Origin of the sequence: Deinococcus multiflagellatus (assembly GCF_020166415.1) — a bacterium.
GTDB classification, from domain to species: Bacteria; Deinococcota; Deinococci; order Deinococcales; family Deinococcaceae; genus Deinococcus; species Deinococcus multiflagellatus.
The window spans coordinates 330686-344607 of record NZ_JAIQXV010000002.1 but is presented as its reverse complement, the minus strand read 5'-3'; the positions used below and the strand labels follow the sequence as shown (position 1 = coordinate 344607).

13 protein-coding genes are annotated in these 13922 nt (G+C 66.4%); all 13 read right to left on the bottom strand.

What is annotated here, in order from left to right; translation table 11 throughout:
- Position 1: 1 nt before the first annotated feature.
- Positions 2–1444, bottom strand: a complete 1443-nt coding sequence (locus K7W41_RS04645; RefSeq protein WP_396115076.1) for an NADH-quinone oxidoreductase subunit M — start codon at positions 1442–1444, stop codon at positions 2–4.
- Positions 1441–3369 carry an NADH-quinone oxidoreductase subunit L gene (nuoL, locus tag K7W41_RS04640; protein ID WP_396115074.1) on the bottom strand — a complete coding sequence of 643 codons (1929 nt, stop codon included), beginning with the start codon at positions 3367–3369 and terminating at the stop codon, positions 1441–1443. Before nuoL ends, K7W41_RS04645 begins: the two co-directional genes overlap by 4 nt.
- A gap of 6 nt (positions 3370–3375) precedes the next feature.
- The gene (nuoK, locus tag K7W41_RS04635) at positions 3376–3678 is read right to left on the bottom strand and encodes an NADH-quinone oxidoreductase subunit NuoK (RefSeq protein WP_224605199.1); all 303 of its coding nucleotides are present in this window, start codon (positions 3676–3678) and stop codon (positions 3376–3378) included.
- A complete protein-coding gene (locus K7W41_RS04630; protein WP_224605197.1) occupies positions 3678–4307 on the bottom strand; it encodes an NADH-quinone oxidoreductase subunit J family protein in 630 nt (209 codons plus the stop codon). The genes nuoK and K7W41_RS04630 overlap by 1 nt, the downstream gene beginning before the upstream one ends.
- A gap of 232 nt (positions 4308–4539) precedes the next feature.
- A complete protein-coding gene (gene nuoI / locus K7W41_RS04625; protein WP_221089619.1) occupies positions 4540–5076 on the bottom strand; it encodes an NADH-quinone oxidoreductase subunit NuoI in 537 nt (178 codons plus the stop codon).
- Positions 5077–5235: 159 nt separating this feature from the next.
- The gene (gene nuoH / locus K7W41_RS04620) at positions 5236–6411 is read right to left on the bottom strand and encodes an NADH-quinone oxidoreductase subunit NuoH (RefSeq protein ID WP_224605194.1); all 1176 of its coding nucleotides are present in this window, start codon (positions 6409–6411) and stop codon (positions 5236–5238) included.
- A gap of 175 nt (positions 6412–6586) precedes the next feature.
- Positions 6587–8758, bottom strand: coding sequence for an NADH-quinone oxidoreductase subunit NuoG (gene nuoG, locus K7W41_RS04615; protein ID WP_224605193.1), 2172 nt, complete (start codon positions 8756–8758; stop codon positions 6587–6589).
- Between the two features lie 106 nt (positions 8759–8864).
- Positions 8865–10205 carry an NADH-quinone oxidoreductase subunit NuoF gene (gene nuoF / locus K7W41_RS04610; protein WP_224605190.1) on the bottom strand — a complete coding sequence of 447 codons (1341 nt, stop codon included), beginning with the start codon at positions 10203–10205 and terminating at the stop codon, positions 8865–8867.
- A complete protein-coding gene (nuoE, locus tag K7W41_RS04605) occupies positions 10202–10822 on the bottom strand; it encodes an NADH-quinone oxidoreductase subunit NuoE (protein ID WP_224605187.1) in 621 nt (206 codons plus the stop codon). The genes nuoF and nuoE overlap by 4 nt, the downstream gene beginning before the upstream one ends.
- A 20-nt stretch (positions 10823–10842) precedes the next feature.
- On the bottom strand, positions 10843–11271 hold the full coding sequence (locus K7W41_RS04600; RefSeq protein WP_224605185.1) for a hypothetical protein: 429 nt from the start codon (positions 11269–11271) through the stop codon (positions 10843–10845).
- Entirely contained in the window at positions 11268–12503 is a 1236-nt protein-coding gene (gene nuoD, locus K7W41_RS04595) for an NADH dehydrogenase (quinone) subunit D (protein ID WP_224605332.1), read from the bottom strand. The genes K7W41_RS04600 and nuoD overlap by 4 nt, the downstream gene beginning before the upstream one ends.
- 163 nt (positions 12504–12666) lie before the next feature.
- The gene (locus K7W41_RS04590) at positions 12667–13302 is read right to left on the bottom strand and encodes an NADH-quinone oxidoreductase subunit C (RefSeq protein ID WP_380058220.1); all 636 of its coding nucleotides are present in this window, start codon (positions 13300–13302) and stop codon (positions 12667–12669) included.
- Positions 13303–13352: 50 nt separating this feature from the next.
- Entirely contained in the window at positions 13353–13889 is a 537-nt protein-coding gene (locus K7W41_RS04585; RefSeq protein WP_221089625.1) for a NuoB/complex I 20 kDa subunit family protein, read from the bottom strand.
- Positions 13890–13922 lie beyond the last annotated feature (33 nt).

Genomic DNA, 13922 nt, shown 5'->3' with positions numbered 1-13922 from the left:
CTCAGTTGCCTCCCAGGGCGGCCAGCACGGTGCGCACCGCCGGTTGCATGAGGTTCAGGGCCGGGGCGGAGTACACCCCAAAGAGAATCAGGACCGCCAGCGGCAGGCCCAGCACCAGCCACTCGGTATGCACAAGGTCGCGCACGGCCACGGCCCCCCGTGGGCGCGCCTGCCAGAAGGTGGTCTGAAAGGCGGTGAGGGCGTAGGCGGCGGCGGCAATGGTGGTGATCCCGGCGATAAAGGTCAGCCACGGCGAGACCTGATAGGCGCCCAGCAGAATCGAGAATTCCCCGACAAACCCGGCCAGCCCCGGCACGGCGATGGACGCGAACCACAGGGCCATCGTGAGGCCGCTCAGGGCGCCCGCCTGGGTCATCAGGCCGCCCACGCGCGTTTCCAGGCTGCCGATCCGCTCCTGCACCATGCCCACCGAGAGAAACAGCGCGCCCGTGTACAGGTTCTGGAAGGCCAGCAGGTACATGGCGCCAATCACGGCCGTTTCGTTCAGCGAGAACACGCCCAGCGCCACGAAGCCCATGTGCGACAGGCCCGCGTAGGCCAGCAGGCGTTTCCAGTCGGTCTGCCGGAAGGCGATCCAGGCGGCGTAGAGGGCCGTAAAGGCCGCCAGACCCATCAGGATGGGGCGCAGTTCCAGGCTGGCGTCCGGGAACAGGGGAATGGCGAAGGTGAAAATGCCGTAGCCGCCCACCTTGTACAGGGTGCCCATCACGTCCGGCACGCCGGAATCGTGGTTCTGCTCGTGAAAGTCCGGCAGCCACGCGTGCAGGGGCCACAGCGGAAGTTTGACCGCCATCGCCGCCAGAAAGCCCAGGTACAGCCACGTCTGCGCGGGGCCCGTCACGAGGTGCTGTTTCAGGTCCACCATGGCGAAGGTGGGGCTGCCGCCCAGGTAGCGCACGCCGATGATGCTCACCAGCATCAGCAGGCTGCCAAACAGCGTGTAGGCGGCGAACTTCACCAGCGCCTGCATGCGCCCGGCCTTGCCGTACATGGCGAGCATCAGCAGGGCGGGAATCAGGGCGTCTTCAAAGAACACGTAGAACAGCAGCAGGTCCTGCGCGGCAAAGATGCCGATCAGGCCGGTTTCCATCGCCAGAATCAGCGAGAGCATGGGCCCGGGGTTGGGAATGCGCCGCGCGGCGTACAGAATGGCGATAAAGGACATGAACGCCGTGACCAGCGCCAGCGCCAGACTGACGCCCGACAGCTGCACCGAGTAGGTGATGCCCAGCGGCGGAATCCAGTCCCAGCGGAACAGTTCCGAGCCGCCGCCGCGCCAGATCGCCAGTCCCACGCCCAGGGTCAGCGCGGCGATGAAGCCCGCCACCTCGTCGCGGAAGGTTTTCGGCACCACCAGCAGCAGCAGGCTGCCCACAAGCGGCAGAAAGATCATGAGGGTCGGCAGCCAGTCGGTGAAGGTCATGCGCCACTTCCAATCGTTTTCAGGGCCCAGTAGCCGATGATCAGCGCGGTGCCCAGGACCATGCTGACCGCGTAGGCGCGCACGAAGCCGCTTTGCCACAGGGTGAACAGCCCGCCCGGCCCGCTGGCATTGCGCGCCACGGCGCCCAGCGCGCCGTCGGTGCCCCGGTCCACGGTGTCCAGTGCGCCGGCAATCGCCTTGCTGGGGGCACCCACGAGGTTGTCGTACACGGTATCCAGGTACAGCGCGCGGGTGCTGGCTTCGCCCAGCGGGCCGTCCACCAGGGTGCCCCGGCGGTGTTCCAGGTAGGCCCACAGCAGCCCCAGCGCCCCGGCCCCCACCGCCAGCAGGGTCAGCAGCCACTCGGTGCTCACGGGAATCTCGTGGGCGTGCACCGGAATGGCGCGGCCCAGGTAGTCGTCAAAGGCGTGCTTGCCGCCCAGAAAGGTGGGGATATTCAGCAGGCCGCCCAGGGTCGCTAGCGCCGCCAGGATGCCCAGCGGCACCTTGGTGATCAGGTCGGCCTCGTGCGGGTGGCCGTGGCCCCGGTAAGTGCCGGCCCAGACCAGGAAATACCAGCGGCCCATGTAAAAGGCGGTGAGCAGCGCCACGCCCAGTCCAATCACGTACAGGCCGGGGTTGGCCTCGTAGGCGGCGGCCAGAATGGCGTCCTTGGAAAAGAAGCCGCTCCAGATAGGAATTCCGGCAATCGCCAGCACCCCCGCCACCGACACCAGGTGCGTAAACGGCATCTTGCGGCGCAGCCCGCCCATGCGGCGCACGTCCTGTTCATCGTGCAGCGCGTGAATAACCGCGCCCGCCGCCAGGAACAGCAGCGCCTTGAAAAACGCGTGGGTGAGCAGGTGGAAGACGCCCGCCGAGTAGGCGTGCAGGCCCACGGCCATGAACATGTAGCCCAGCTGCGACACCGTGGAGAACGCCAGAATCTTCTTGATGTCGTGCTGGTTCAGGGCCGACAGGGCGCCGTACAGGGCGGTCAGGCCGCCCACCCAGGCCACCCACAGGCTGGCGTTCGGGGCGAGGTCGTACAGGAAGTGGCTGCGCGCCACCAGATACACGCCCGCCGTGACCATGGTGGCCGCGTGAATCAGCGCCGACACTGGCGTGGGGCCCGCCATCGCGTCGGGCAGCCAGGTGGTCAGGGGCAGCTGACCGCTCTTGCCCACTGCGCCCACCAGCAGGAACAGGCAGGCCAGTTCAATGCCCGCCTGCGCCACCTGCGCGCCGCCGTCCACCCGCTCGGCCAGTTCGGGGATGGAGAGGGTGCCGTACAGCTTGAACAGCAGGAACATGCCCAGCATGAAGCCCAGATCGCCAATGCGGTTCATGATGAACGCCTTGCGCGCGGCGTTGGAATTCGCCACGCCCTCGCGGTCGCTGGCCTCGCGCACGTCCTGATCCGAGGCCTCACTGTGGCGCCCGTTAAACCAGAAGCCGATCAGCAGGTAACTTGCCATGCCCACGCCTTCCCAGCCCACGAACATGAGGGGGTAGGAGTCGGCCAGCACCAGAATCAGCATCATGGCCACGAAGAAGTTCAGGAAGGCAAAAAAGCGCGTGAACTTGGGGTCGTGGCCCATGTAGGAAATCGAGTACAGGTGAATCAGGAAGCCGATGCCCGTGATGATCAGCGCCATCAGGGCCGAAAGCTGATCGTACCAGAAGCCCACCGAGAGGTTGGCGTTCAGGGCCATGTTGGGCAGCCACGTCCACAGCACCTCGTGGGCGGGGGCCGCCCCCTGGTTCAGGTAGCGCAGCACGGCCACGACGAAGGCGGCCCCCACCGCGCCCGTGGCGACCCAGCCGCCGATCTTGCCGGGAAACAGGCGCGGCAGCGTGATCAGCAGCGCAAACGAGAGCAGCGGCAGCAGGGGAAGCAGGTACAGCGCAGGCAGACTCTCCATAGCCACTCAGCCTTTCAGGGCCGCGAGATCGTCCACGTTGGTGGTCTCGCGCTTGCGGAAAATAGCGACGATGATCGCCAGGCCAATCGCCACCTCGGCGGCGGCCAGCGTCATGACGATGAACACGGCGGTCTGCCCGGTGGGGTCGCCCCACGAGCGCGCGAACGCCACCAGCGCGAGGTTCGCGGCGTTCAGCATGAGTTCCACCGACAGAAAGACCATGATCGCCGTGCGCCGGGTGAGCACGCCAATCATGCCCAGGGCAAACAGAATGCCCGACAGCGCCACATACGAGCCCGTTGACACCATTACGCGCCCACCTCACTTTCGCGCCCGGCCTGCAGCGCGGGCTGGGCGCCCGTTCGGGGGGCCATCTCCCGTTCGGGCCGCGCGGCGCCGATGGGCTCTTCCAGTTCATCCGGGACGCCGTCGGGCTGGGCTTCGGGGCGCTGCACCAGGGCCACGGCGCCCACAATCGCCACCAGCAGCAGAATGCTCACCGCTTCAAAGGGCAGCAGGAAACGCGTGAGCAGCGTCTCCCCCATCACCAGCGCGCTGCCGCCTTTGAGGGCCGCCGCCCCCTCGGCCAACGGGCGCGGGTCTTTGTAGGTAAAGGCCAGCACCACAAAAGCGCCGGCCAGCAGCGTGCCGCCAATCCCCGCCAGTTCCCGCACAAACGGCACCGGGTCGCGCCCCGTGACCGGCTGGTTGGCGTTCAGCAGCATGATCACGAAGAGAAAAAGCACCATCACGGCCCCCGCGTACACGATCACCTGCGTGGCCGCCAGAAACGAGGCGTTCAGGGTGGCAAAGAGCCCCGCCACACACAGCAGCGTGCCCACCAGCCCCAGCGCCGCGTGAACGGCGTTCTTTGCCGCAATGGTGATGATCCCGCCCACAATCGCCAGCGCGCCCAGAAGGATGAAGGCGAGGGTCATGGGTGGGCTCCGGTCATGGGGTGTGGGGAGTGGGAAGTAGGGAGTGGGAAAAGATGGGGGGCGGGGTGCGGGACGCGGGAGGCGGTGTAAACTTCCTCTCTGCGGAGCAGAAAGGGTTTGGGTGGCTCGCAGAGCTGCGCAGCAGAGGGGGCGTGTGACCACCTCAGCCCAAGCGCCCACCTTGCCCCCATCGCCATCGGCCATCGACCATCAACCTTCAACCTTCCCCCCCTCACTGGTACTTCACCCCTTCCAGTTCCTCACGCACGCCGCCTTCGAGCTGAAAGCCCAGGCGCACGGGTTTGCCCTTGCGCTCGGCTTCGCGGCGCTGGGGGAGGCTGCCGGTGACGCCGACCAGCATGTCTTCCTTGCCGTAGACAAAGTCGCGGTAGCGGTAATCGGCCATCTCGAATTCGTTGCCCAGCACCACGGCGCCCGTGGGGCAGGCTTCCTCGCACATGCCGCAGAAGATGCAGCGCAGCATGTTGATCTCGTAGACCTTCGCGTAGCGCTCGCCGGGGCTGACGGGGGCGGCGGGGTCGTTCTCGGCGGCCTCCACGTAAATGGCGTAGGCCGGGCAGGCGGCGGCGCACAGCGAGCAGCCGATGCACTTTTCCAGCCCGGTGCCCGGGTGCCGCGTGAGGATATGCCGCCCCCGGAAACGCGGCTGCAGCGTGGCCCGCTGCTCGGGGTAACTGACCGTCACGGGCTTCTGAAACAGCTTGCTCAGCGTGACGCCCATGCCTTTGGCGATCTCAAGCACGCCCATGGGGGGCTCCTTTCAAGGGGGGGGTGGGAAGTGGGAAGTGGGGAGTGGGAAAAGAGGGGGAGGCGGGATGCGGGAGGCAGTGGCTCGACTTCTCGACTTCTCGACTTCTCGACTTTTGGCTATCCGCCATCAGCCATCGACCATCAACCATCTGCCCCATCAGTCCCCACCCCCCAGCCGCACTTCGCCCTCACGGCGCACGGTCGGCTGGTTCCACAGCGTGCGCACGCGGTCACTCATGAGCAGGAGCGCAAGCAGGGCGGCCAGACTGAGCAGGCCCATCACCCAGGGGTTACCGGGTTTCCAGAGCCCAAATGGCCCAGAAAAGGCCAGCACAGCGGCGGTCATGATCGTGTTCGCCAGCGCCAGGGGCAGCACCAGCTTCCAGCCAAAGCGCATCAGCTGGTCGTAGCGCAACCGGGGCAGCGTGGCGCGCACCCAGATGAACAGGAAGAGGAAGAAGGCGATCTTCAGGATCAGCCAGATCAGCGGCCAGTCCGAGATGCCCGGAATCAGGCCGTTCAGGAACTGCGGGCCCTTCCAACCGCCGAAAAACAGCGTGGCCATCACAGCCGAGGCAGTGATCATGTTCACGTATTCCGCCATCTGAAAGAGCGCCCACTTGATCGCGGAATATTCGGTGAGGTAGCCGGCCACGATCTCCTGCTCGGCTTCGGGCAGGTCAAAGGGCGTGCGGTTGGTCTCGGCAAACGAGGAGATCAGGAACAGGGCGAAGCCCAGCGCCTGAAAGAGGATCAGCCAGCCGTTCGTGGCCTGCCAACCGACAATGCTGTGGAAACTGGTGGTGCCCACCAGCATCAGCAGGCCCAGGATGCTCAGGCCCATGCCCAGCTCGTAGGAAATCATCTGCGCGCTGGAACGCAGGCCACCCAGAATCGGGTACTTGCTGCCCGAGGCCCAGCCGCCCAGGAAGATGCCGTACACGCCCATAGAGGTCAGCGCCAGCAGGGCCAGAATGCCGGCGTCCAGGTTGTAGACCCAGGGGTTCTCGCCAAACAGGCTGCCCGCCGGGCCAGCGGGCAGACCACCAAAGGCGGTCAGCGCCATGCCAATCGCCACGATGGGCGCCAGGGTGTACACCAGCTTGTCGGCCAGCGTGACGTTCAGGTCTTCCTTGAAGATGCTTTTAATCGCGTCGGCGGCAGGCTGCAACAGGCCCATCGGCCCCACGCGGTTGGGCCCGGGGCGCAGCTGCATGCGGCCCAGCAGGCGGCGCTCCACCAGCGTCATGTACGCGAAGGTGGTGAGCAGCCCCAGCACGACCAGCACAGCCTTGAGGAGCGAAATGAGGAGGGTGGCGAGCCAGTCGGGCATTAGAGGGCCTCCGGATGGGATGCGGTACGCAGGAGGCGGGACGCGGTCTTTGCTCCCTCTCCCCTCGTGGGAGAGGGCTGGGGTGAGGGGGCGTGTGACCACCTCAACCCAAGCGCCCCCCCTGCCCCTCGCGCCATCGGCCATCCGCCATCAACCATCAACCATCCGCCCCCCATCAGTCATCCCCTCCCGGCTGAGGGCCAGCTGGCGACACGGGCAGCGTCCAGCCGCCCTGGGTCAGGTCCGCAATGCGGTCCACCCAGTCCTGATCGCGGCGGACCATGCGCGCGGTCCACAGGCGCGGGGTGTGGGGCTGGGTGGGGGCCGTGTAGGGGCGGGGGAAGGTGTGCAGCTGGCCCTGGGCCGGCAGTTCCGCGAGGTTCACGCCCAGGCGGGTCTGCGCCAGAGTCTGGGCGCCGCGCAGGCCGCGCACGGGGGCTTTCACACCCAGGGCCTCGGCCAGGGCAGTGAGGGTGCGGATCAGGTCGGCCGAGTCGCCGGCCTGAATGGCGGCCGAGGCCAGGGGCAGCAGGCGGCCTTCCAGGTTGACGGTGGTGCCGCGCTTCTCGTAATTGCTCACGGCGGGCAGCACCACATCGGCCAGTTGCGCGGTGGCGGTCAGGTGGAGGTCGTGCACGACCGTGAAGCCGCGCGCCCGCACACCGGGGTCCAGGCGGCTGATAAACGCGGCGGGCACCTCGGCCAGCCGATTCACGCCCAGGCCGCCAGCGCGGGGCACGAGGTTCAGGGCACCCAGGCCCAGGCTGTTCGGGCCAGCGGGCAGGCCCAGCACCTTGGCACCGGTCCGGCCGGCCAGATCAGCCAGCGCCGCGGCGAAGGAGCCCCCCGCCGCGTTCAGCACGTCGGCGCCCAGAATCAGGACGGGGCGCTCGGCCTTGTCCAGGGCCTCGCGCACGGCGCGCAGGGCGGGGGTGCCCGGCTGGGCCAGCCCGCTCAGGGCCGCCGCGCCGCTGGCTGCGATGCGGTGCCCCGCGTGCGTCCACAGCCGGCTTTCCCCGCCAATGACCGCCAGGCGCTCGGTCTTGCGGGCGGGCCGCTCCACCAGCCGCAGATCGGCAATGGCGGTGCCGTGGGCAAACTCGGGCGGCAGCACGCCGCCGCGCAGCATTTCCAGAAGGCGCAGTTCCAGCACCGGGGCTTCCTCGCCCAGATCGGCGCCCAGGACGGCCACAAAGTCGGCCTGGGCCACATCAGTCAGTGTGGCGGTGGGGGCAATGTGCACCGCCTGCCGGGGGCCGTGGTCCACATGCCGGGCCTGCAGGGCGTCGGCCAGGGCTTCCAGCGCCACCCCTTCCTCCAGGGTGGCATCGGCGCCCACGAACAGGCCCAGGTCGGCCAGGGGCAAGCCGGCCAGCCCACGGTTGATCGCGGTGATGGCCTGATCCCAGGTGGCAGGCACCAGTTCGCCGTCCTCATTGCGAATAAGGGGGGTGGTCAGCCGCTCCTCGCTGGCAAACGGGTGCCCAAAGCGGCCCGCGTCGCAGATCCAGGCTTCATTCACCTCGCGGTTTTCGCGCGCCACCACGCGCTCCAGGCGGCCGTTGCGGGCATCGGCGGTGATGGAGCAGCCCACCGGGCACAGGGTGCAGGTGGTGGGTGTGTGGTCGTATTCCCAGTTGCGGCCCCGGAAGCGCGCCACGTTGTCCAGCAGCGCCCCCACCGGGCAGATGTCCGTGATGTTGCCCTGAAAGCCCAGCGGCAGCCCGCCCTCTTCGGTGTCAATGAAGGTGTGGCCGCCGCGCTCGATAAAGTCCAGCACCTCCTGGCCCGGCACTTCCTCGAAGTAGCGCACGCAACGCTTGCAGTGAATGCAGCGCTCCTGGTCCAGAATCACGAAATCGGACAGCGGGTAGTGCTTGTCCGCGTGGCGGCGATCAAAGCCGTAGCGGCTGGCGCCATAACCGTACTCAAAGGCGCGGTCCTGCAACTCGCAGGCGCCGCCCTTGTCGCAGGTGGGGCAGTCCAGCGGATGGTTCAGCAGCGTGAATTCCATCATGCCGGCCTGCGCCTTGGCCACCACGTCGCTGGTCTTGGCGGTGCGGATGTGCATGCCCTCGGTGGCCTGCATGGTGCACGACGCCATGGGCTTGGGGAACCAGAAAATCTTGGGCCTGGCCGCGTCCCCCTCCCCTTCCATCACGAACGAGCCGTCCGGGTTTTTGCGCGGGCTGCCAGATTCCACCAGGCACATGCGGCACGCCCCCACGGGCGAGAGGTAGGGATGCGCGCAGAAGTAGGGCACGTCCCCGCCCGACTCGAAGACCGCGTCAATGGCGCTGGTGCCGGCCGGAAGGTCGAGTTCGTGGCCGTCGACGGTGACTTTCATGCGTGTTCCTCCCGGCCAGCGTTGATAGTTGACCGTTGATCGTTGATGGAAAGACTGCGCTGAGGATGCGCTTTTTCCATCAACCTTCCTCCATCAACCATCAACATCACGCATCCCTCCAGCGTTTCCTGGGCCCGTACATGGGCTGCCCGGTCGTCGCCAGCGCGTCGTATTCCTCGCGGAACAGCTTGATGCTGCTTAGCACCGGGCCCAGGCAGGCGTCCGCCAGGGCGCAGAAGGACCGCCCGCCGATGTTGTCGGACATGTCCAGAATCAGCTGCACGTCGCCGGGTTGCCCGCGCCCGGTCACCAGCTTCTGGTACATGCGGGTCATCCAGCTGGAAATGCCTTCGCGGCAGGGCGTGCATTTGCCGCAGGACTCGTGGCCATAAAAGCGCACCAGATTCCAGGTGGCGTTCACGATGCAGTCGGCCTTCGGAATCAGGGTGACGCCGCCCGTGCCCAGCATGGAGCCGGCCGCCGCAATGGCCTCGTAGTCCATCTGGGTGTCCAGGATCGCGTTCGTCCAGGGCAGCATGGGGCAACTGCTGCCGCCCGGAATGATCGCCTTCATCTCTTCCAGTGGGCCGCCCGCCCAGTCGTAAATCAGTTCGCGGAAGGTGGTGCCCAGCGGCAGTTCGTACACGCCGGGCCGCGCCACGGGTCCGGAAATCTGAAAGAGCTTCATACCCTTGCTTTTTTCCGTGCCCATGCCCGCGTGCCAGTCGGCGCCGTAGCGCAGAATCTGGGTGGCGGCGCAGAAGGTTTCCACGTTGTTGATCGTGGTGGGCAGGCCGTACAGGCCAGCGGCGGCCGGGAAGGGCGGCTTCAGGCGCGGGTTGGCACGCAGGCCCTCCAGCGAGTTCATCAGGGCGGTTTCCTCGCCGCAGATGTAGGCCCCGGCGCCCCGGTGCACGTAGAGCTGGAAGTCGAAGCCGCTGCCCAGCACGTTGTTGCCCAGCAGTCCGGCCGTGCGCGCCTCGTGAATGGCGGCCCACAGGCGCTCGGCGGCGTGCACGTACTCGCCGCGAATGTAGATGTAGCCCACGCTGGCGCGCATGGCGTACCCCGCGATCAGCATCCCTTCAATCAGCTGGTGCGGGTCTTCAGAGAGCAGGTAGCGGTCCTTGAAGGACCCCGGCTCCGACTCGTCCGCGTTGCAGATGATGTAGTGCTGGCGGCCGTCATTCAGGGGCATGAACGACCATTTGAGGCCTGTGGCAAAGCCGGCGCCGCCGCGCCCCCGCAGGCCCGACTTCTTGACCTCATCAATCACGGCGTCTGGGCCCATGGCAAAGGCCCGCTTCACGGCCTCGTACCCCCCGGCCCGGCGGTAGAAGTCCAGGGTCCAGCTGCCTTCCTGGCCCACGTAGGCGTACAGCGTGGGGGCAAAGCGCGGGTCCTTGCCGCTGGTGATGGGTTTGGGGGCGGGCTCGGCCACGGTCATGCGGTGCCTCCTGGGCTGGGCAGCACGGCCAGGCCCGTCACGCTGGTGCCCACGGCCTGCCCATTGGCGGTCAGCTGCCGGCCTTCCGCCGTCACCGTCACCGGCACGGGGTTATCCGGCAGCGGCTGGCGGTCCGCGCGCAGGTCCGCCAGAATCCGGGCGCATTTGCCCGGGCCCACGTTCTCGTAGTAGCCGTCGTCGTTGATCTGCATCATGGGCGCAGTGCCGCAGCTGCCCAGGCACTCCACCTTCTGCACGCTGAAGCGGCCGTCAGCTGTGACCTCGCCGGGCTGCACGTCCAATTCGGCCACGAGGTGGTCCCACAGCTCATCCGAACCCGCCAGCGCGCACATCAGCGTGGAGCAGACCTGCAGGTGGTAGCGGCCCGTGGGCACTGTGTGGTACGTGGAATAGAAGCTCATGACACTGCGCACTTCGGTGGCCGTGGTGCCCACCAGCGCGGCAATTTCCGCCATTCGCGCCTCTGAAACAAAGCCTTCGGCGTCCTGCACTTCCCGCAGCAGCGGCATCAGCGCCGAGCGGCGGCCCTGCGGTGAATCGGGGTAGCGACTGAAAATATCCGCCACCAGTGGTTGTTTATCCGCGAAGTAAGACAAAATTCCTCCTGCTACCCGCCCTACTCGACTTCGGCGTGCATAAAGTGGCCTTGAGCATCGAACCAGCCGCTCAACTCATAGGCGTTTGGAAGCAAACTGTCGTAAACAAGGATGTAGCCCCAACGGCTGCTTTTGTCCGTCGTCGCAATGATCCAGCGCAATTGCATGGAGTCGCATAGCGCTTCCTGCCCAGGATTTTCTATGCCACACCATGTTGACCAGGCGTCATCCCGAACGAAATCCTGAGCGATCAGCGCTCTGTAAGCAGGCTCTGAAGCTTTGACTTGTCCGAAAAACTTCTCTATCTCTTGAGTCTCCTGAGTGAACGGCTCATCGGTACGAATATCGAAGTCCACCACTTGCCCAGAAACACCCTCTGTCTTGCGCCAAACAGTTGAATCAATACGCCGAAAACCCGACATCGAGTTTTGTGCTTCCAACATCTTCACCGGTCCACATCTCCCAGCACCGGGTCAATGGTCGCCAGAATCGTGATCAGGTCGGCAAACTGCGCGCCCACACAGGCGTATTCCAGAGCCTGCAGGTTCACGAAGCTGGGCGCGCGAATCTTCACGCGGTAGGGCATACTCCCGCCGTCCGAGACGATGTAGTACCCCACCTCGCCGCGCGCACTCTCCACCGGCACGTACACCTCGCCGGTGGGCGGGTGAAAGCCCTCGGTGACCAGCTTGAAGTGGTGAATGACCGCTTCCATGCTGGTTTCTAGTTCGTGGCGGGGCGGCAGCGAAATCTTGCGGTTGGGGTCCTTCACGGGCCCTGGTTTCAGGAGTTTCAGGGCCTGCCGCACGATCTTGATGCTCTCGCGGAACTCCAGAAGGCGCATGTTGAAGCGCGCGAGACTGTCGCCGTCCTGGCTGGTAATCACGTTGAAGTCGTACTGCTCGTAACCGCAGTATGGATTGTCCTTGCGGTGGTCCAGGGGCACGCCGCTGGCCCGCAGGTTGGGCCCGGTCAGGCCCAGGTCAATGGCCACTTCGGGCGGAATGACGCCCACGCCCTTGGCCCGGTCCAGGAAGATGGGGTTCTGGGCAAACAGCGTGCTGTATTCGTCCACTCCCCGGTCCATCTGGTCCAGAAACTTTGCCACGCGGCCCGGCCAGTCCTCGGGAATATCGCGGCTCAGGCCGCCCACCCGGAAGTAGCCCTGGTTCATGCGGTAGCCGCAGACGGCTTCAAAGAGGTCCTGCAGCGCTTCCTTCTCGCGGAAGGCGTAGAAGAACGGCGTCAGGGCGCCCAGGTCCAGCAGGCCGGTGCCCACGAACACAAGGTGGCTGTGAATGCGCCCCAGCTCGTGCAGGATCACCCGCACGGTGGTCGCGCGGTCTGGCACCTGCGCCGAGAGCAGCTTTTCCACGCTCAGGACGTACGCCAGTTCGTGCCCGAAGCAGTGCAGGTAATCGGTGCGCGGCGCGTAGGTCACGCCCTGCTGGTAGGTGCGGTGCTCGAAGGTTTTCTCGAAGCCCGTGTGCAGATAGCCCATGTGCGGGGTCACCTTCACCACGTACTCGCCGTCCATGTCCACCACCAAGCGCAGCACGCCGTGCGTGGAGGGATGCTGCGGCCCCACGTTCAGCGACATGATCTCGGTGTGCATCAGCGCCTCTGTGCCCTCGGCGCCCAGCCGCTCCTGGCGGTCACTTTCCTGATGATCGGGCCCCATCTGCTCCGGCGGCAACGTGCCCCCAGGCGTCAGGCGGCCGTGGGTGGGTTTGTCGGTGGTGGTCATGGGCGACCTCCGGTCGCGTTGATGGTGAAACGTGGATGGTTGATGGAAAGGGCACCCACGCAGCCCTCCATCAACCTTTGACCATCACCCATCACCATCATTTCGGTCCTCCTTCCGGCATCACGGGCGGCAGGCGTTCGCCGCGTTCGCCCCGGCGGAATTCGCCCCGGTAGCCGGTCATGCCCGCGTCGCGGCCGGTCAGGCCCGCGCGGAAGGCGGCGGGGTCCAGAAAGCGGCCCTCGCGGAACAGGGTGGGGCTTTCGCCCAGCGGGAAATCCTTGCGCAGGGGGTGGCCTTCCAGGTCGTCGGGGGTCAGCACCTTGCGCAGGTCGGGGTGGCCGGTGAACACAATGCCCAGCAGGTCGTAAACCTCGCGCTCCAGGTAGTTGGCGGCCTTCCACACCGGGTACAGGCTGTCCAGGGCCTCGCCGTCGTCCAGCCACACGCGCAGAAACAGGCGGCGGTGGTCGCGGGGGTGGTAGAGGTTGTGCAGCACCGCAAACCGCTTCGGGCGCCCCTCGGTGTAGGCGCTGTAGTCAATGCCCACCGTGTCCATCAGCATGAAGCCGCGTTCCTTCAGCACCTGGGCCACCGCGCGCAGGTGTCCGGCCGGCACCACGGCGGTGGGCTCGGCGGCGTGGTCTTCATCCAGCCCCAGTTCGCGCATCAGGGGCGTCACGTCGCGCGAGGGCGGGGCCGGGACAGGCGCCGCTGCCACCGGGGCCACGGGCAACGTCTGGGACGACTGCACGCCGCCTTCTCGGCCCGTCAACTTCTCGCCGCTCACCGGGTCCACGCGTCCACCATCGGCAGCTGGTGGCCCATCTGGTCAAAGGCTTCGCCGCGCACCTTCTTTTGCAGCTGCATGACGGCGTAAATCAGGGCTTCGGGGCGGGGCGGGCAACCGGGCACGAAGATGTCCACGGGCACCACCGTGTCCACGTTCTGCACAATCGCGTAGTTGTTGAACATCCCGCCCGAACTGGCGCAGGCCCCCATGCTGATCACCCATTTGGGGTCCGGCATCTGGTCGTACACCCGGCGCATGATCGGGGCCATCTTCTTGCTCAGCCGCCCGGCCACGATCATCACGTCGGCCTGCCGGGGCGAGGCGCGGAACACCTCCGAGCCGAAACGGGCCAGGTCGTTGCGCCCGTCGGTGGAACTCATCATCTCAATGGCGCAGCACGCCAGCCCGAAGGTGGCGGGCCACAGACTGTTGCTGCGCCCCCACGCCACCAGCTTTTCCAGACTGGAGAAGAGGACGCCTTCGGATTCCAGTTCCTGCCAGTCCTTCTCGAACAGTTCTTTGAGTGCCATCAGGGCGTCCTCTGTTGATGGTTGATGGTTGAT